Origin of the sequence: Neisseria sp. HMSC03D10 (assembly GCF_001807625.1) — a bacterium.
GTDB lineage: Bacteria > Pseudomonadota > Gammaproteobacteria > Burkholderiales > Neisseriaceae > Neisseria > Neisseria mucosa.
The window spans coordinates 1-18,432 of record NZ_KV789548.1 but is presented as its reverse complement, the minus strand read 5'-3'; the positions used below and the strand labels follow the sequence as shown (position 1 = coordinate 18,432).

Sequence of the window (18,432 nt, the reverse complement as noted above, 5' to 3'; positions counted from 1 at the left end):
GCCGTACTGGTTTAAAGTTAATCCACTATATCTTCCAGACTTTATCTTTCAGGCTAACTCAACCTTTAGTACGTTCCAACAGTTCTTCCGCCAAGGCGAGGTAGGCTTTGGTGCCTTTGGCGTTGGCGTCGTAGGCGAGTGCGGGCATGCCGTGGCTGGGGGCTTCGGCGAGGCGGACGTTGCGGGGGATGACGGTTTGGAACATCAGGTTGCCGAAATGTTGGAAAAGCTGTTCGCTAACTTCGACGACGAGGCGGCTGCGGCTGTCGTAGAGGGTGCGGACGATGCCGGTGATGTCGAGGCGCGGGTTAATTGCCTGACGGATTTTGCGCACGGTGGCGATGAGGTCGGAGATGCCTTCGAGGGCATAGTATTCGCACAACATGGGGACGATGACGCCGTTGGCGGCGACGAGTCCGTTGAGCGTGAGCAGGGTCAGCGAAGGGGGGCAGTCGATGAGGACAAAGTCGTAGTCGTTTTCGACGGTTTGCAGGGCGTTTTTGAGGCGGATTTCGCGGGCGATTTCTTGCACCAGCTCGATTTCGGCACCGGCAAGCGCGCGGTTGGCGCCGAGTACGTCGTAGCTGCCGTCTCCGCTGCGGACGACGGCAGTCTTGATGTCGGTATCGCCCAAGACGACTTGGTACACGCCTTCTTCGAGGCGGGCTTTGTCTATGCCGCTGCCGGTGGTGGCGTTGCCTTGCGGGTCGAGGTCGATGACGAGGACGCGTTTGCCTTTGGAGGCGAGCGATGCCGCGAGGTTGACGGTGGTGGTGGTTTTGCCGACGCCGCCTTTTTGGTTGGCGACGGCGAGGATTTGTGCGCTCATGTTTTTGCTGCTGTCGGATAGGTGAATGGCGGAATTTTAACGTTTTTTGCTTGAAATGGGTATAAGGTCGTCTGAAAAGGAGGCGGCAATGGGCAGAGGCGTCTTTGTCGTATTTCTGCCTGCGTTTCGGTAAATTCTCTTTAAATCCAGACAAGGCGGGGTAATGCCGGCTGATTTAAAGTGGGCTTGCTATACAATATGCCGTTTTTTTAACTGCCCTAGAGATATACCATGAAAAAATCTTTCTTTGCCCTGTTGCTTGCCGTTGTTTTGCCTGCGGCCAATGCGGCTTCGGTTGCCGAATTGAAGGAGAGAATTGAAGTTTTAGAAGCCCGCGTCGCCAGCTTGGAACGCATTATCTTATCGGGTTCGCGCAACCCGAATCGGGTTTATGTGTGCAGCGTCAAGCCGTTTCAGAAATTGTTTGAGGCTTCGGGGAAAAACGAATGGGAAGCGCGCCGCGCTGTCCGCCGTGCCTGCAATGCGGAAACTTCGGCGATGTTCTGCGAAGACTCTGCTATCCATTGCGAAAAATACGAATAACGGGATTTGAATAACAAGGTCGTCTGAAACGGAATCGGGTTTCAGACGACCTTTTTAACGGCATTCCGTCTTGTTTAACGCTGTTTTTTGCGGATTTCTGCCACCATTTCCAAAGCGGTGCGGACAGCTTCAATCAGGCTGCCGGAGGCAGCTTTGCCTGTTCCCGCCAAATCCAGCGCGGTACCGTGGTCAACGGAAGTACGGATAAACGGCAGTCCGAGCGTAATGTTGACGCCTTGTCCGAAACCGGCATATTTCAGCGTCGGCAGCCCTTGATCGTGATACATCGCCAAAACGGCATCGGCATCTTTCAGCAAAAACGGCTGAAACACCGTGTCTGCCGGATATGGGCCGCTGACGTATATGCCTTCGCTTTTGAGGCGGGTCAGCGCAGGGGTGATGATTTCGGCTTCTTCGTGTCCCAAATGTCCGCCCTCGCCTGCATGCGGATTCAATCCGGTAACCAGGATATGCGGTTGGGCAATGCCGAATTTGTCGCGCAAATCGGCGTTCAAAATACGGACGACAGACTCGACGAGCGGCTGTGTTACGGCATCGGCGACCGCGCGCAGCGGTAAATGGGTCGTAACCAAAGCGACGCGCAGCCCGCCGCCTGCCAACATCATGACGACTTGTTCCGTCTGACTTTTTTCGGCGAGGTATTCGGTATGTCCGCTGAAGAATCCGCCAGCCGCACCTGCATCATTAATGATGCCTTTGTGCAGCGGCGCGGTTACCATGCCGTCGAATATGCCTTCGGTAATGCCTTGATATGCCGTGTCCAGCAGTTGCAAGACATAACGCGCATTGGCGGGATTGAGCCTGCCTGCTTCGCAAGGAGCGGCAAGCGGAATATGCAAAACTTCCAATTCCCCATGGCACAACGGGACTTTATCGGCATTACCTGATACAAAATCCCGCAAGACAACGTTTTTACCCAACATCTCCGCCCGCTGCGCCAATAGGCCTTTGTCGCCCAAAACGACGGGGCGGCACGGCAACTCGGCAAACGCCAAATCCAAACAAATATCGGGACCGATACCGGCAGGCTCGCCGGAGGTAACTGCCAATACGGGAAGAGACATGATGCGATTCCTTAATCTGGATAAAGGTCGTCTGAAAGTGGTTGATGGGGATTTCAGACGACCTTTGTTTTCATCTTTGCAATATAGGGCGGATTCCAATAAGACTCCGCCATCCCGTCATACCTACGCGCGGGAATGACGGCAGAGTCCGTATTAAAAAACAAATGAATCAACCCTATTGTAATCCGCTACAAAAAGGCCGGATTCAAAAATCCGACCCATCAGTTCCAGCAGAGTTGAAGGCTGTCTGAAACGGCAACCCTGCCACATTTTCAGACGACCTTCAGGCAGGCAGATTTTTTCAGCGGATAATCCCGCGCGTAGATTGGGCGAAGAAGTCTTTAAACACCGCCAACTCGGCCTGCGTTTCGGCGCGGCGGAGGATGTCGGCTTTGGCTTCTTCAAACGGGATGCCGCGGTGGTAGATGGTTTTATACACATCTTTGACGGCGGCGATCTGCTCGGCGGTGAAGCCGTTGCGGCGCATGCCTTCGCTGTTGATGCCTGCGGGTTCGGCGCGGTAGCCTGCCGCCATGAAGTACGGCGGTACGTCTTTGTGTACGCCTGCGGCGAAGGCGGTCATGGCGTAGTCGCCGATTTGGCAGAACTGGAACACCAGCGTGTAGCCGCCCAAGACGACGTAGTCGCCGATGGTAACGTGTCCGGCAAGCGAGGCGTTGTTGGCGAAGATGGTGTGGTTGCCGATGACGCAGTCGTGCGCGAGATGGCAGTACGCCATAATCCAGTTGTCGTCTCCGACGCGGGTTTCGCCGATGCCGGTTACCGTGCCGAGGTTGAAGGTGGTGAATTCGCGGATGGTGTTGCCGTTGCCGATAATCAGCTTGGTCGGCTCGTCGCGGTATTTTTTGTCCTGCGGGATTTCGCCGAGGCTGGCAAATTGGAAAATGCGGTTGTTTTCGCCGATGGTGGTGTGGCCGTTGATGACGGTATGCGGGCCGATTTCGGTGTTCGCGCCGATTTGGACGTTGGGGCCGATAACGGTGTACGCGCCGACTTTGACGCTGGAGTCGAGTTCGGCTTTGGGGTCAATGACGGCGGTCGGGTGGATGAGGGTCATGTTTTTCCTTTCCTGTCGTGTTGCCGCGAAGATGCGCGACGGCAACAGGTCGTCTGAAAACTTTCAGACGACCTTTTTCTGAACACTCAAACCACGCGTTTGGCACACATGATGATGGCTTCGACGGCGACTTGTCCGTCCACTTTGGCGACGGCGCTGAATTTGCCGATGCCGCGTTTGTTGGTCAGCAGCTCGACTTCGAAAACAAGCTGGTCGCCGGGGATGACTTGGCGTTTGAAGCGGGCTTCGTCTATGCCGGCGAAGAAGAAGAATTCGTTGTCTTTGCGGCCGCCTTCGCTGAGGATGGCGAGTGTGCCGCAGGCTTGCGCCATGGCTTCGATGATGAGTACGCCGGGCATGACGGGCAGGTCGGGGAAATGGCCTTGGAACTGCGGCTCGTTCATGGTGACGTTTTTAATCGCGGTCAGGGTTTTCATGGACTCGAAGGCGGTGATGCGGTCGAGTTGCAAAAACGGGTAGCGGTGGGGAATGAGTTTTTGGATGTCTTTGGCTTCGATGGGGAGTTGTACGTCCATGTTCGTCGTATTCCTTGGTATTTCGGGGTTGGCTGGGCGGTTTCATCGCGGGGGCTTTAAAACGGCTGGCTTTGCCGCTTTGTCGGGATTTAAAGCGCATCCGCCATGTAAACCGATTGTGGGATTATTCGTCTTTTTCGCTGTCGCTCAGACGGTTTTCCAATGTTTTGAGGCGTTTGTTCATTTCGCTCAGGCGGTGGATGTAAACGGCGTTGCGCGCCCATTCTTTATGGGTGGACATTGGGAAGATGCCGGCGAGGTGTTTGCCGCTTTCGGTAATGCTGTGGGTCACGGACGTGCCGCCGCCGATGGTGGTTTTGTCGGCGATTTCGATGTGTCCGACCGTACCGACGCCGCCGCCGATGATGCAGTAGCTGCCGATGGTAACGCTGCCTGAGATGCCGGTTTTGGCGGCGATGACGGTGTGCGAACCGATTTTGCAGTTGTGTCCGATTTGGACTTGGTTGTCGATTTTGGTGCCGTTGCCGACGGTGGTGTCGCTCATCGCGCCGCGGTCGATGTTGGTGTTCGAACCGATTTCTACGTCGTCGCCCAGCGTTACCGCGCCGGTTTGCGGGATTTTAAACCATGAATCGCCGGCGAAGGCGAGTCCGAAACCGTCCGCGCCGATGACTGCGCCGCTATGGATTTCGACGCGGTTGCCCAGTGTGCAGCCGTAATAAACGACGGCGTTGGGATGCAGGACGACTTCGTCTCCCAGTTTGCAGTCGTGTTGGACAACGGCGTTTGCCAAGATGCGGCAGCCTTCGCCGAGTACGGTGTTCGCGCCGATGTAGGCGTTTGCGCCGATTTCGCAGCTGGCAGGAACGGTCGCACTTTCTTCGACGACGGCGGTTGGATGGATGCCGCCGCGCGCTTTGACGATGGGTGAAAACAGGCGGGCGACTTTGGCGAAATAGAGATAGGGATCGTCGGCAACAATCAGGTTGCGTCCTTCAAATTCGTCCACTGCTTTGGCGGAAACGATGACCGCACCCGCGCTGCTGTCGTGGACTTCGGCTTTGTATTTCGGATTGGCGAGGAAGCTGATGTGTTCCGCCTGCGCGTCTGCGAGCGGGCGCACGGCGGCGACGGAAATGTCCTTGCCGCGCCATTCGCCGCCAAGCTGCGCTGTGATTTGAGACAGGGTGTAGGTTTTTGAAGTCATGATGTTTCGTAAGCTTTGGGATGAGGTCGTCTGAAAGGGACGGCGGGAGCAGTCGGACAGAACGGTTTGCCTAAAACGTATGCCGGCAGGAGTGATAAGACAGGTAATTATATCGTTTATTGGATTTTCAGACGACCCTTCGAGTGAAAGAGGTCGTCTGAAAACAGGTTTGCTGTATCTCGTTCAGCCTTCCGATTAACGTGTATTCAGGGCTTTAATCACGCTGTCGGTAATGTCGTAACGCGCGTTGACGTAAATCACGTCCTGCAAAATCACATCGTAGCCTTCGCGTTTGGCAAGATCGACGATGATGCGGTTGGCGTTTTGCTGGAGGGCGGCAAATTCTTCGTTGCGGCGCAGATTGTAGTCTTCTGCCAGCTCCGCCTGTTTCTTGCGGAACTGCTGAACCAGCTCGCCCCAGCGTTTTGCCGCAGCTTCACGCTCTTTGCCCTGCAATTTGCCTTCGGACAGGGATTTTTCGAGCTTCTCACCTTCTTGCTGCAATTTCTGCAAAGCGTCCTGACGGCTGCGGAATTCTTTTTCCAAGGTCGTCTGAATGCGTTGCGCCTGCTTGGACTCAAGATAAACGCGCTCGGTATTGATAAAGCCGATTTTCTGTACGGCTTCCGCCGCCGCAGCTTGGTTCATCAACCCGAAGCCCAATAAAGCCGCGCCGCCGAGGCGGAAGGCGTTGGCAATGATGTTCATCTGGATTTCCTTGATTTTGTATCCCGCCCATCAGCGGGATGACGGTTTGTTTTAAAAAAGAGGCAGGACGCCCTGCCCCTTTTCCTTCAGGTCGTCTGAAAACGTTTATCTACATAGGGATGTCAGTTTTCAGACGACCTTTTTCTGCCTACGTCAGAATGTGGTACCCAATTGGAACTGGAAGCGTTGGATTTCGTCGCTGTCTTTTTTCTTGATCGGGTAAGCGTAGCTGAACTTCATCGGACCCAACGGCGAGAGCCAAGTTACTGCCGCACCGGCAGAGTAGCGCAACTCTTCCTTGAAGGTCGATTTGTGGGTCTTGCCTAAGCCGTATGGGTTTTGAGCGGCATTGTTGGTGTAGTAGGTATTGCTACTGCTGTCGTTATAAGTTTTGCCGTCCCATACGCTGCCCGCGTCGGCAAACAGACTCAGACGGACGGAGCGGGAATCTTTGATGCCCGGCATCGGGAACAGCAACTCGGCGGAAACGTTGGCTTTTTTGTTGCCGCCGTAGCTGATTTTCTCGCCGTATTCGTCATAAACTTTCGGACCCAGCGTACCGCTCTCGTAACCGCGTACGGAGCCTAAGCCGCCGCCGTAGAAGTTTTCAAAGAACGGCATGGTTTTCGTTTTGCCGTAGCCGTTGCCGACGCCGACTTCGCCGCCGAGCATCAGGGTGAAGTCTTTGGTCAGCGGGAAGAACCAGGTTTGGTTGTGGGTCAGTGTGTAGTATTGCAGGTCGCTGCCCGGCAGGGCGATTTCACCGTTGATGCCGGTCATGTAACCGCGGGTCGGCCACAAGGCGCTGTCGGTTTTATTGCGTCCCCAACCGATCGTACCTTTGTACAGCCAGCCTTTGAAGCTGCCCACGCCGCCCGTGCCTTTACCGTATTGGTTGATAAAGTCGGCATAACGTTTAGGCGCGCCTTTGTAGGTATTCACGGTCAGGTGTTCCGCCGCCAGACCCAAATTGACGCGGTCGTATTCGGTAACGGGGATACCCATGCGCACGCCGCCGCCTGCGGTGGTGGTTTTATATTGTTTCGCGCTGGAAGAGGCTTTACGCGGGTCGTAAGACTTGCCGTAAATATCGTAACCGAGGCTCACGCCGTCGGGTGTGAAATACGGATCGGTAAACGACAGCGAGCCGTTCAGCGTGGTTTTGCTTCGTGAAGCACGCAGGGAAACGGATTTACCCGTACCGAACAGGTTGTCTTGGGAAACGCCCACAGACATGACCAAGCCGGTATCCTGAACCCAGCCCGCGCTCATATCCAGCGAACCGGTAGAACGCTCGTTCACGCTCATGTTCAAATCGACTTGGTCGGGCGTATTGGCAACCGGTACGGCATCGAATTGTACGTTGTCGAAGTAGCCCAGCAGCTCGACACGCTCTTTGGAACGTTGCAGCTTGGAAGTGTCGTAAGGCGCGGATTCCATCTGACGCAATTCGCGGCGTACGACTTCGTCACGGGTTTTGTTGTTGCCGGTGATGTTGATTTCGTTCACATAGATTTTGCGGCCGGGTTCGACATTCAGGACGAAATCGACAGTTTGGGTCTCGGCATTGGGCACTGGCTGAACGTTGACTTCGCTGAACGCGTAGCCTGCCGTACCCATGCGGTTTTGAATGGCTTCGAGCGATTTGACCATTTGGGCGCGTTCGTACCATTTGCCCTTTTTCATGGTCAGAAGTTTTTGCAGCTCTTCTTTCGGCACTTCGCGGGTGTCGCCTTCTATGCGCACGTCGCCCCAACGGAAGCGTTCACCCTCGTCAACCGTGATTTTGATGGTTTGCTTGGTTTTGTCTTCGTTGGTCTGGATGTCGGTATCCAGAATGCGGAAATTGAAGTAGCCGTTGTTTTGGTAGAACTCGCTGATGCGCTCCATATCTTGCGAGAATTTTTGCTCGTTAAACTGGTTGCTCTTGGTCAGCCAAGTCCACATACCGCCTTCGCTCAAAGACATTTGCTTCATGAGCTTGCGGTCGGAATAGACTTTGTTGCCTTCAAATTCAATGTCGGTAATCTTGGTGGTTTTACCCTCATCGATGGCGATGTCGATGGAAACGCGGTTACGCGCGAGTTTGGTGACGGTCGGCGTGATTTGGACTGACTGTTTGCCGCGGCTTTTGTATTCTTCCTTCAGGCTGGCGACAGACTGGCTCAGCGTGGCAGGATTGAAGTATTGGGATTGCGCCAAACCGAAGGATTCAAGGTTTTTCTTGATCACATCGTTTTGCAGCATTTTCGCGCCGGTAATGTTCAGCGTGCTGATGGTCGGGCGCTCGATAACGGTCAGTAAGACCTGATTGCCCATGGTCTCTACGCGGACATCGTCAAAAAAACCGGTCGCATACAGAGTTTTGATGATTTCTTCGCTGCGTGCGTCGCTGAATTGGTCGCCGACTTTGACGGGCAGGTAGTTGAAGACCGTACTCGGCTCGGTGCGCTGCAAACCTTCGACGCGGATGTCTTGAATGGTGAAGTCGGCAAATGCCAAAGGCGACATGCCCAATACCATCAAAGCAGAAGCAATCTGTTTCAATTTCATAAAATTATCCAAACAAACGGTTGATGTCATTAAAGAAAGCCAGTGCCATCATGAACAGCATGGCAGCCAGTCCGAGGCGCAGGCCGATTGCCTGTATGCGCTCGCTCAAGGGCTTTCCGCGTATCCATTCGGCAGTGTAGAACACCAAATGCCCGCCGTCCAATACGGGAATGGGCAACAAGTTCAACACGCCTAAACTAATGCTGACCAATGCGAGAAATTCCAAATAGCTTTGAAATCCCAGCTGTGCCGTTTTCCCGGCGACGTCGGCAATGGTCAGCGGGCCTGAAATATGGTTCAGGGAGGCATTGCCTGTAATCAGTTTTCCGAAGAATTTTACCGTCATCCAAGCGTTGTTGACGGTTTTGTCCCAGCCCATCGCAAATGCTTCTGCGACAGACGGCTTATATTCGCGCTTGATTTCTTTTGTCCACGCTTCGTCGCCCTGAGGACCGAAGCCCACCCTGCCGACCAGCGTTCTGTCGGGTTGCTGGATACTGTCGGGGCGGATGGTCGTCTGAACGGTTTTACCGTCGCGCTCATAAATCAATTCGATTTTCTTGCCCGGGCTTTGGCGTACGATTTCCACCCATTGCTGCCAAGACTCGATGTCTTGTCCGTCGGCACTGATCAGCTTGTCGCCTTTTTTCAAACCGGCTTTTTCAGCCGGGCTGTTTTCTGTCATTTTGCCGACACGGGTGGTGATTTTAAAAGGCGACAACCCGATATAGCCTTGGTTTTTCGCAATTTTACCTGCTTCAGGCGTGCCTGCGGCATCGATAATCCGCATGGTTTCTTGTCCCGAGGTCGTCTGAACGGCAACATTTACCTTGCCTGACTCGATGTTCAACACGATTTCTTGCTGGGCTTTTTCCCACTCGCCGACGTTAACGCCGTTAACCGAAATAATTTTGTCTCCGGGCTGAAAACCTGCTTTTGAGGCAATGGTATTTTGCTCGACCATGCCGACATAAGGGCGGATTTCGGTAACGCCGAAGGAAAAACTCAAGCCGTAAAGCAGAACCGCCAGCGCGAGATTGGTCAGCGGACCTGCGGCGACGATGGCGATGCGTTTGGCGGGATGCTGTTTGTCGAATGCGTAAGGCAGGTCTGCCTGCGCCACTTCGCCCTCGCGCGTATCGACCATTTTGACATAGCCGCCCAAGGGGATGGGCGCCAAACACCATTCGGTATCGCCGCGCTTTCTGCTGAAAAACGGTTTGCCGAAGCCGACGGAAAAGCGGACGACTTTGACGCCGCACAATCTGGCGACGATGTAGTGTCCGAACTCGTGCAGGCTGACCAAAATCAGGATGGCGAAAATAAAAGCTAGAAGGGTTTGCAAAAGAATCTCTCTGGTTGGGTATGGGTTGACGTTATCGATGTTTCAGACGACGTATCAAGGCAGGGGTCGTCTGAAAAGCATTCGCAATGTGTAGAAAATATTATTGGCGTTATTTTGCCGATTATAAAGTCAGTCTGCCGTTTTGTCCGCCACACATGACGGGTGGGCGGGTTTTCAGACGACCTGTCATTTTTTATCGTTGCGGCACGGTTTATCCCAATGCGGCGATAAATTCCTGCGCCTGCCTGCGGGTAACGGCGTCTTGCGCCAGCAGGTTTTCGATGTTGCCGAGGTCGTCTGAAAAGTCTTGTGCGAGACAGTGGGCGACGGTTTTGACAATGTCGGTAAACTTAATCTGCCCGTCTAAGAAGGCGGCGACGGCGGCTTCGTTGGCGGCGTTCAAAACACAGGGCGCGGCTCCGCCCGCGTTCATGGCTTCATAGGCAAGCTTCAGGCAGGGGAAGCGGTCAAAGTCGGGCTTTTGGAAGGTCAACGCAGACAATGCGTCGAAATCCAGATCGCCGACACCCGAATCGATGCGCTCGGGCAAGCCCAAACAATAAGCGATGGGCGTACGCATATCGGGATTGCCCAGTTGCGCCAGCACGGAGCCGTCGCGGTAGCGCACCATGCTGTGTATCACGGACTGCGGATGGATGACGACTTCGAGCTTGTCAGGCGGGCAGTTGAACAGCCAATGCGCTTCAATCAGCTCCAAACCTTTGTTCATCATGGTGGCGGAATCGACAGAAATTTTGCGACCCATGCTCCAATTGGGGTGTTTCACGGCTTGGGCGGGCGTAATGCTGTCGAACGTGCCTAAATCGGTCGTCAGAAACGGACCGCCGGAAGCAGTCAGGATAATCGAACGGATACCGTGTTCGTTCAGACGACCTGTATAATCGCGCGGCAAAACTTGGAAAATAGCGTTGTGTTCGCTGTCGATGGGCAACACTACCGCACCGTTTTCGCGCGCGGTTTCCATAAACAACGCGCCGGAAACTACCAGCGTCTCTTTGTTCGCCAGATAAATGGTTTTGCCTTTTTGCGCCGCCGCCAGCGCGGAGGGCAGCCCCGCCGCACCGACGATGGCGCACATGACACCGCTGACTTCGTCGGCAGACGCCACATCAACCAATGCCTGCGCGCCGTGTAAAACCTGCGTCGCCGCACCGTCGCGTTTCAACAGGGCTTCAAGCCGGGCGGCGTGTTCGGCATCGGCAACGACGGCATATTCGGGGCGGAGCGTTTGACATTGAACCGCCAGTTTCTCAACCTGCTTATGCCCCGCCAGCGCAAATACGCGGAATTTTTCGGGGTGGCGGGAGACAACGTCCAGCGTGCTTTCGCCTATGCTGCCGGTACTGCCTAATATGGTCAGGACTTGTGGTGTCATGGTGCGTTCTTTATGTACTGCTTTCGGATTTCAGACGACCTTTGGGCTTGAGGTCGGAAAGGTCGTCTGAAAACGCTTATTCGATATTGTGTTTGATGTGTTCCAACGATTTTTAACCGCTTCAGAACAAGCTTTCAAAGGCGGCATAGACGCTGATGACGGCAATCAGGCTGTCCACGCGGTCAAACACGCCGCCGTGTCCGGGCAGCAGATTGCTGCTGTCTTTGATGCCCGCCGCGCGTTTGAGCCAGCTTTCCAACAGGTCGCCGCATACGCTGACAACAGTCAACACCAAACCGATTAACACGGTATTGAACCAGCCTGCGTCAAACGTGAGCCAACCAGCCCACCACACCACAGTCATGTACACTGCCACGCAAATCGCGCCGCCGATTGCGCCTTCCCAGCTCTTGCCGGGGCTGACGGTCGGTGCGATTTTGTGTTTGCCGAACGCTTTGCCGCTGAAATAAGCGCAAACATCGGCAACCCACACCAAACCCATCACGGCGAGCAGCGACAAGGCGTAATCGGGATGAGGACGCAGGGACATGAGTGCGAACCAAAACGGCATGACCAAAAGCCAGCCGACGGTATAAGCCTGCCAGCCGCCGTTCAATTTCCATTTGAATTTCAGCCACAAAGGCATAACGACCAGCCAAAACGCCAAAACGGCGTACCAGACGATATCCGGCAGCGTCCAACCGCCTGCGTAGGCGATGACGCCGAACACCAGCGTCGCGGCGAGATAATGATTGGTTTTCAGTTTTTCCAATCCGCTCATGCGGGCGTATTCCCACAGCGTAACCAGGGAAATCAATCCGCAAAATGCCGCCCACAGCCATTGCGGCGCGTAAAACAGCATACCGAGCATCAACGGCAGCATCCACAGCGCCGTGATAATCCGTTGTTTCAACATTTTTAACCCCTTTGCTGCTCTACCGGCAGCTGTTCCGAAGTGCGGCCGAAGCGCCGTTCGCGTTTTTGGAACGAGGCGACAGCATCGTCCAAGGCTTTGCTGTCAAAATCGGGCCACAGGGTATCGGTAAAATAAAGTTCGGCATACGCCATCTGCCAAAGCAGGAAATTGCTGATGCGCGTTTCGCCGCCGGTGCGGATGAACAAATCCGGCTCCGGCGCATCGCCCAGCATCAAGTGTTTCGCCAGCGCATCTTCCGTAATCTCGGATACGCCTTCGGCAATCAGTTTGTTTGCCGCCTGCAAAATATCCCAGCGGCCGCCGTAATCCGCGGCGATGCTCAGGGTCAGGCCGGTATTGTTCGCCGTCAACGCTTCCGCTTCTTCGATGCCTTGCAGAATCTGCCGGTTGAAGCGTTCGCGGCTGCCCAACACCTTCAGGCGCATATTGTTTTCGTGCAGACGGCGCACCTGTTTTTGCAAAGCCTGCAAAAACAGCCCCATCAGGAACGACACTTCGTCTTCGGGGCGGCGCCAGTTTTCAGTCGAAAAGGCAAACACGGTCAGATATTGCACACCCAGTTTGGCGCAATGCTTCACCATATTTTCCAACGCGTCCAAGCCGCGTTTGTGCCCCATCACGCGGGGAAGGAAACGCTTTTTCGCCCAACGGCCGTTGCCGTCCATAATCACGGCGATATGCTTCGGAACCGAAGTATGTTCCAAAATGGTCTGCGTGCTGCTCTTCATATCTGCCTTTCGCAGCGCGGCGGTTCAAAGGTCGTCTGAAACGCCGCGGACAAGGATTTAAATCGCCATCAAATCTTCTTCTTTGGCAGCCAGCGTTTTGTCGGCTTCGGCGATGTATTTGTCGGTCAGTTTTTGAACCGCCTCTTCGCCGCGACGTGCTTCATCTTCGGAAATTTCTTTGTCTTTCAAGAGTTTTTTGATGTGATCGTTTGCATCGCGGCGCACGTTGCGGATGGACACGCGTCCTTCTTCCGCTTCGCTGCGTACGACTTTAATCAAATCTTTACGGCGCTCTTCGGTCAACATAGGCATAGGCACGCGGATCAAATCGCCGACGGCTGCCGGGTTCAGACCCAAGTTTGAATCGCGGATGGCTTTCTCGACTTTGGCCGCCATATTGCTTTCAAAAGGTTTCACGCCGATGGTACGCGCGTCCAGAAGCGTCACGTTGGCAACTTGGCTGACCGGAACCATGCTGCCCCAGTATTCGACTTCCACTTGGTCCAACAGACCGGTATGCGCACGGCCGGTACGCACTTTCGCCAAATTCTCTTTCAGCACTTCTACCGAGCGCTGCATTTTGCTTTCCGCTGTTTTTTGAATATCGTTAATCATTTTCTGCTTTCAAATAAGATACTGAATTTAAAACCTCGCTCGGACGCATGACCATCCGAACGGCAAATCAAGCTGTTAACTGCGCATAGTACCGTCATTCGGCGATTCCGACAAGGCAGGGGCGGTTTTGGGCCTTGTTTCTTAACTGATATTTAAATGCCGTTACAAATAGGATGTATAGAGGGCTGCATCAGCAAAAAAGGTCGTCTGAAAACGGTTTTTCCGCTTTCAGACGACCTTCCTTTATCCGCCAAACTTATTTCTGCTGCTGACGCGTGTACACCAGCGATGTAAGGATGGATGCGCCCAGTGCGCCGAAGACGACGGAGAGGGAAATGGAGATGGGGATGTGCACCCAGTGCATAATCAGCATTTTGATGCCGATGAAGCTCAAGACGAAGGCGAGGCCGTATTTGAGGAAGATGAAACGGTCGGCGACATCGGCAAGCAGGAAATACATGGCACGCAGCCCGAGTATGGCGAAGATGTTGGAGGTGAGGACGATGAAGGGGTCGGTGGTTACGGCGAAGACGGCGGGAATGCTGTCCACGGCGAAGATGACGTCGCTCAACTCTATCATGATGAGGACGAGCAAAAGCGGGGTGGCGATGCGCTTGCCGTTTTCGACAGTAAAGAATTTTTCGCCTTCAAACTGATGGCTGACGGGGATGACTTTTTTAAGCCAGCCCAAAATCTTGTTTTGCGAGAGGTCCTCTTCTTCGGATTCCGGTTTCATCATATGGATGCCGGTATAGACGAGGAATGCGCCGAAAATGTAGAGAATCCATTCGAACCGCTGCACCAGTGCCGCGCCGATAAAAATCATGAGGGCGCGCAGGACGATGGCGCCGAACACGCCGTAAAGGAGGACGCGGTGCTGGTATTTCGGGGAAACTTTGAAGTAACCGAAAATCATCAGGAAAACAAAGATGTTGTCAACGGCAAGGGATTTTTCGAGGATGTAGCCGGTGAAAAATTCGAGGGTTTTTTCTTTGGCAACGACGGCGCCGTAAAGGGGGTTGCCTGCCAGCTCGAAATAGAGCCAGCCTGCGAAGGCACAGGATACGGCGATCCAGACGCAACTCCAGGCGACGGCTTCTTTGACACTGACTTTATGCGCGCCGCTTTTTTTAAGCGAGAGCATGTCGATGATGATCATGATGAAAACGGCGGCGAAGAACACGCCGTAGAAAAGGGGGGAGCCGACGGAAGGGTGTTCGGTCATGTATTCGGATTCCTTGTGATGAGGTGGTTGGATGGTGGCTTTTCAGACGACCCGTCGGGGAAAGGTCGTCTGAAAACAGCTTACCAAGACAAGTAAAACATGGCTTTAGCGAAAAATACGATAAACAGCATATGGGAAAATACGACGGCGTGGATGTATTTGGACCAGCCGACGGTCAGGGTGTGCCGTGCCATTTTGACGACGGCGATAGCGAAATGGACGAGGACGCTGACTGCCAACAGGATTTTGAGGGTAAGGAGCGTACCGAATGAGGTGGCGAAGGGTTGGCTCAAAAAGGGCAGGTATCGGTTGAATACCATGACGATGCCGCTGATGAAAAGCGTAATGACGACGGGCGGCATAACGCGGACGGCGCGGTAGGACATGGCGCGTTCGACTTCTCGGCGCGATTCGCGTGAGACGCGGCCGGTGTGCATGACGGACAAAACCAGCATTTCGAAAAATACGCCGCCGACAAAGGCGATGGCGCAATAGAGGTGGATGATGTGGGCGATGGCGTAGAGACTCATGACCGTGTTCCAAGTGGGATATTCGGGTGAAATTGTATCATCAGTCGGACGTTTTCAGACGACCTCTTCTTCCAAATCGCCTTCGCGGGTTTCGCGCAGGTGTTCACGCAGGCGTTGGAGTTCGTGTTTGTCCAGCCACTTGCGGCGGCTGCGTTGCAGGAGGATGACGAGTGCGGAGATTTCGTTGCGCATATTGGTGCTGAGCCAGAGGAAGCCTTGCCATTCGTAATGGAGGCGGGCAGCGAGTTTGCCCAGCTCGGGATTGATGGAGGTGTCGATGCGGATGCGGCGGGCGTAGTGGCCTTTGATGAGGCGGACGGTCAGGCGCAGGTCGCGTTGGAGGCGGTTGAAATGGCGGTCGAGCAGGCGGATTTCGTGTTCGTTGAGGGTAGGGGCTTGCAGCTTGGCGGCGGTGGTGAGGAGCAGCTCGGTGGTGTTGACGATTTTGCGGTGGGCGTGCTGCATGGCTTCCATCATGGCGGGGCTGATGTGGCTTTCGCCTGATGTAGCAGCGAGGTGGCTGCGGCTTTTGACCATGCGGGCGTTGATTTGGCGCATTTTGACCATGTTTTGCTCCAGCCGCTCGCGGGTCATGCGTTTGCCGTTGCTGATTTCGGCAATCATTTTGCCGCATTCGGTCAGGTTGTCGGCAAGCATAAACCGCCACATGAGCGTGGAGCGCAGGGGAAGGAGTTTGGCGGCGACAATGGCGATGGCGGCGCCGATCAGGACGTTCATGGCGCGCATAAGCCCGCTGTCGAGCCAGTTGTTGCTGTTGTCGCCGATGAGCATGCACATGGTCAGTCCGGCAAGCATGGGGACGTAGCCGTTTTTGCCGACCGCCGCCCAACCTGCGGCTGCGCTGGCGGTGCCGACGGTCAGGTAAAAGAGAATGCCGCCGTGGAAGTAGTGCTGGTTGAGCCACAACAGGGTCAGGCCTGCGCCCAAACCGATGACGGTACCGAGCATGCGTTCGACGGCTTTGGAGTAAATCGCGCCTTGAAATTGGAGCATGCCGAGTACGACGAACACGGTCATGCCTATCCATTCGCCGTGTTGGAGGTGGAGGAGTTTGGCGAGCAGGGTGGCAAACAGTACGGCAAGTCCGAGCCGGACGGCGTGTATGAGGCGGCGGTAGCGGTAGCGTTCGTAGGAGTTGAGCCAGCGTTTGACGAAGCGTTCGCGTTGTGAGGCGTTCATGATTGGGGCTATCTTGTTGAGATTTTTGGGTTTATCGGGCGGTATTGTAACGGGAATCAGGCAATACGGACAGGATGGAAGGCAAGGTCGTCTGAACCCCCCAATACTGCTTTCAGACGACCTTTAAGGCGCGACGACGGGCGGCGGATAGCCGTGTGCGTCAATTTCAGACGAGGCGAGCCACGGGGTATGGACGAGGTTGACAGGCAGGTGCGCCAATTCGGGGATGTGGCGGCGGACGAATGTGCCGTCGGGATCAAGCCGGCGGGCGGTTTGGATAATATCGATGGAGCGTCGGCGGGCATTGCGGGCGGCGTTTTGCCAGTTGCCCTCGTTCAACGCGGGGTCGAAATCGGTTTGCTGCGCGGCGAACCAAGCAATGCCGTGTTCGGACGGCTGATGCAGGATGCCGCACAAAAATTCTGCCGTCAGGGAACGCAGGGCGGGATGCAGCCAGCCGCCCGATTTCAGGCTGCGCATGGCGGCATCGATAAGCGGGAAACCTATTTTCCCCTGCCGCCAGCGTTCCGTCAGGTCGTCTGAAAACGTTGCAGACACGGCATCGGATTCAGGCTCGATGCGGGCGCGGTGGTAAGCAAGCTGCTGATAGAAATCGCGCCGAATCAAGTTGTCCAACCAAGCATCTGCACCCTGCCCTGCGGCTTCGGCCGCCAACACGCGCGGCGAAATGCAACCTGCGCTCAAATACGCGCTCAAGCGGCTGGTGCCTTTTCTGGCAGGGAAATCCTTCATAATCGGATAAAACCCGATATTTTCTTCAAAATGCCGCCATTGTTTGTCCGCCTCATCTTCGCCGCCGCGCTGTGCGGAAACCATATCCTGCTGCCCGTTCCACGCTGGAAACGGCGGCATTTCAACAGAGGTCGTCTGAAAAATTTCAGTGCGTCCGCCTCCCCCATCCTGCCCGCCGAACCGCTGCCGAAACAAAGCCAGCCACGCTTCTTTATAATGCGGGAAGTCGGTGTAAGGCGCGCCGTGGCTGCCCATGATGTCTGCTTTGGCGAATACGGCACGGTCGTTAACGCGCTCGAACGCAACGCCTTTTCCATCCAAAATCCGCCAAATGCGGTTATCTTGCCCGATTTCAGACGACGTATAGGCTTCGTCTGCAATTACAGTCTGAACATTCAACCGCGTCGCCAAAGCAGGCAATTCTTCCACACGGTTCACCGCATACAAAGCCACGCCGCGCGCCGCCAGCGAGCCATGCAAAGCCGCCGCCGCCTGATAATGAAACCAATCCTGACGCGGATTGGGGATTTCAGACGACCCCTGCGCCACCCACACGCCTGCCACAGGCAATCCCCGCTTCACGGCGGCGGACAACGCGGCGTTGTCGCGTATGCGCAGGTTGCGGCGGAACCAGACCAATGTATGTGCTTGCATGGCGATGTCGTCTGAAAGGGATAAGGCGTTTGATTTTAGCAGAAATTTTGTGAGGACAAAGCGGACGGTTTTCAGACGGCCTTTAGGCAGATAACAGATAAAGTGGATTCGGAATAACGCAGCTATAGCAAACATACTTAACTTTAAATCCGGCATATCATCAAATTCTGTCATTCCCGCGCAGGCGGGAATCCATCGTGAAACTTGAGAAACCTTGATTTGAAAAACAGTTTCTGGGTTTCAAAAATGGATTCTCGCCTGCGCGGGAATGACGAAAACCGATAATTTGCGTATCGAAAATAAAGTCATTTAGCTAAATGTTCATCCACTATCGTTTTAACCGGGTTCGAAGCGGCAAATCGAATTTCCAAAGCCGACATTTCATCGTCGTGAAGAAGCAGGGAAAACCTCAACCTCTCCACCGAATACGGATATCCGGCCTGCAATCTGAATTTGTCTGCCCAAATAAACCAAAGGTCGTCTGAAACCGCATTTTTGAGTTTCAGACGACCTTATATGTAGAAAATTGTCGCGTTGTTTACACAACAG

General features: G+C 54.6%; 19 protein-coding genes. 3 read left to right on the top strand and 16 right to left on the bottom strand.

Annotated features, from left to right (window positions below; all coding sequences use genetic code 11):
* Positions 1-58: 58 nt before the first annotated feature.
* Positions 59-829 carry a ParA family protein gene (locus HMPREF3066_RS06985; protein WP_003741993.1) on the bottom strand — a complete coding sequence of 257 codons (771 nt, stop codon included), beginning with the start codon at positions 827-829 and terminating at the stop codon, positions 59-61.
* 231 nt (positions 830-1,060) lie between these two features.
* Here HMPREF3066_RS06985 and HMPREF3066_RS06980 point away from each other — a divergent pair, with 231 nt between their 5' ends.
* Positions 1,061-1,372, top strand: coding sequence for a hypothetical protein (locus HMPREF3066_RS06980; RefSeq protein ID WP_060974667.1), 312 nt, complete (start codon positions 1,061-1,063; stop codon positions 1,370-1,372).
* 74 nt (positions 1,373-1,446) lie between these two features.
* On the opposite strand, the gene pdxA is transcribed toward HMPREF3066_RS06980, so the two are convergent.
* On the bottom strand, positions 1,447-2,457 hold the full coding sequence (pdxA, locus tag HMPREF3066_RS06975; RefSeq protein WP_070441503.1) for a 4-hydroxythreonine-4-phosphate dehydrogenase PdxA: 1,011 nt from the start codon (positions 2,455-2,457) through the stop codon (positions 1,447-1,449).
* Here pdxA and HMPREF3066_RS13130 point away from each other — a divergent pair.
* Positions 2,456-2,596 (top strand): hypothetical protein, encoded by a 141-nt coding sequence (locus HMPREF3066_RS13130; RefSeq protein WP_168160659.1) that lies wholly within the window; start codon positions 2,456-2,458, stop codon positions 2,594-2,596. The two genes, pdxA and HMPREF3066_RS13130, sit on opposite strands and share 2 nt — an antisense overlap.
* Before the next feature lie 162 nt (positions 2,597-2,758).
* Here HMPREF3066_RS13130 and lpxA read toward each other — a convergent pair whose 3' ends face one another.
* The 7 genes from lpxA to ispC all read right to left on the bottom strand — a co-directional run bounded on the left by lpxA (position 2,759) and on the right by ispC (position 11,241).
* Positions 2,759-3,535, bottom strand: a complete 777-nt coding sequence (lpxA, locus tag HMPREF3066_RS06970; protein WP_039404531.1) for an acyl-ACP--UDP-N-acetylglucosamine O-acyltransferase — start codon at positions 3,533-3,535, stop codon at positions 2,759-2,761.
* Positions 3,536-3,621: 86 nt separating this feature from the next.
* Complete coding sequence (gene fabZ / locus HMPREF3066_RS06965; RefSeq protein WP_070441502.1) at positions 3,622-4,071, bottom strand: 3-hydroxyacyl-ACP dehydratase FabZ; 450 nt, start codon at positions 4,069-4,071, stop codon at positions 3,622-3,624.
* Between the two features lie 124 nt (positions 4,072-4,195).
* Positions 4,196-5,239 (bottom strand): UDP-3-O-(3-hydroxymyristoyl)glucosamine N-acyltransferase, encoded by a 1,044-nt coding sequence (gene lpxD, locus HMPREF3066_RS06960; protein ID WP_003767855.1) that lies wholly within the window; start codon positions 5,237-5,239, stop codon positions 4,196-4,198.
* Positions 5,240-5,434: 195 nt separating this feature from the next.
* Positions 5,435-5,938: an OmpH/Skp family outer membrane protein gene (locus HMPREF3066_RS06955; RefSeq protein ID WP_372338583.1), complete on the bottom strand. Its 504-nt coding sequence runs from the start codon at positions 5,936-5,938 to the stop codon at positions 5,435-5,437.
* 162 nt (positions 5,939-6,100) lie between these two features.
* A complete protein-coding gene (gene bamA / locus HMPREF3066_RS06950) occupies positions 6,101-8,500 on the bottom strand; it encodes an outer membrane protein assembly factor BamA (protein WP_070441495.1) in 2,400 nt (799 codons plus the stop codon).
* A 4-nt stretch (positions 8,501-8,504) separates the two neighbouring features.
* On the bottom strand, positions 8,505-9,845 hold the full coding sequence (rseP, locus tag HMPREF3066_RS06945) for an RIP metalloprotease RseP (RefSeq protein ID WP_070441492.1): 1,341 nt from the start codon (positions 9,843-9,845) through the stop codon (positions 8,505-8,507).
* A 211-nt stretch (positions 9,846-10,056) separates the two neighbouring features.
* A complete protein-coding gene (gene ispC / locus HMPREF3066_RS06940; RefSeq protein ID WP_070441489.1) occupies positions 10,057-11,241 on the bottom strand; it encodes a 1-deoxy-D-xylulose-5-phosphate reductoisomerase in 1,185 nt (394 codons plus the stop codon).
* Here ispC and HMPREF3066_RS13580 point away from each other — a divergent pair.
* Positions 11,235-11,357 carry a hypothetical protein gene (locus HMPREF3066_RS13580; protein ID WP_308019584.1) on the top strand — a complete coding sequence of 41 codons (123 nt, stop codon included), beginning with the start codon at positions 11,235-11,237 and terminating at the stop codon, positions 11,355-11,357. The genes ispC and HMPREF3066_RS13580 overlap by 7 nt on opposite strands.
* Positions 11,358-11,362: 5 nt before the next feature.
* Here HMPREF3066_RS13580 and HMPREF3066_RS06935 read toward each other — a convergent pair whose 3' ends face one another.
* From HMPREF3066_RS06935 to HMPREF3066_RS06905, 7 genes are all read right to left on the bottom strand, one after another.
* On the bottom strand, positions 11,363-12,157 hold the full coding sequence (locus tag HMPREF3066_RS06935) for a phosphatidate cytidylyltransferase (protein ID WP_049223803.1): 795 nt from the start codon (positions 12,155-12,157) through the stop codon (positions 11,363-11,365).
* Positions 12,158-12,159: 2 nt separating this feature from the next.
* The gene (locus HMPREF3066_RS06930) at positions 12,160-12,906 is read right to left on the bottom strand and encodes an isoprenyl transferase (RefSeq protein WP_003758925.1); all 747 of its coding nucleotides are present in this window, start codon (positions 12,904-12,906) and stop codon (positions 12,160-12,162) included.
* 57 nt (positions 12,907-12,963) lie between these two features.
* The gene (gene frr / locus HMPREF3066_RS06925; protein ID WP_003758927.1) at positions 12,964-13,521 is read right to left on the bottom strand and encodes a ribosome recycling factor; all 558 of its coding nucleotides are present in this window, start codon (positions 13,519-13,521) and stop codon (positions 12,964-12,966) included.
* Positions 13,522-13,777: 256 nt separating this feature from the next.
* Positions 13,778-14,746: a TerC family protein gene (locus HMPREF3066_RS06920; RefSeq protein WP_039404510.1), complete on the bottom strand. Its 969-nt coding sequence runs from the start codon at positions 14,744-14,746 to the stop codon at positions 13,778-13,780.
* An 80-nt stretch (positions 14,747-14,826) separates the two neighbouring features.
* The gene (locus HMPREF3066_RS06915) at positions 14,827-15,276 is read right to left on the bottom strand and encodes a CopD family copper resistance protein (RefSeq protein WP_016686900.1); all 450 of its coding nucleotides are present in this window, start codon (positions 15,274-15,276) and stop codon (positions 14,827-14,829) included.
* 54 nt (positions 15,277-15,330) lie between these two features.
* Positions 15,331-16,476, bottom strand: a complete 1,146-nt coding sequence (locus HMPREF3066_RS06910; protein ID WP_039404506.1) for an FUSC family protein — start codon at positions 16,474-16,476, stop codon at positions 15,331-15,333.
* Positions 16,477-16,599: 123 nt separating this feature from the next.
* Complete coding sequence (locus HMPREF3066_RS06905) at positions 16,600-17,883, bottom strand: FAD-binding domain-containing protein (RefSeq protein ID WP_070441485.1); 1,284 nt, start codon at positions 17,881-17,883, stop codon at positions 16,600-16,602.
* Between the last annotated feature and the right edge of the window lie 549 nt (positions 17,884-18,432).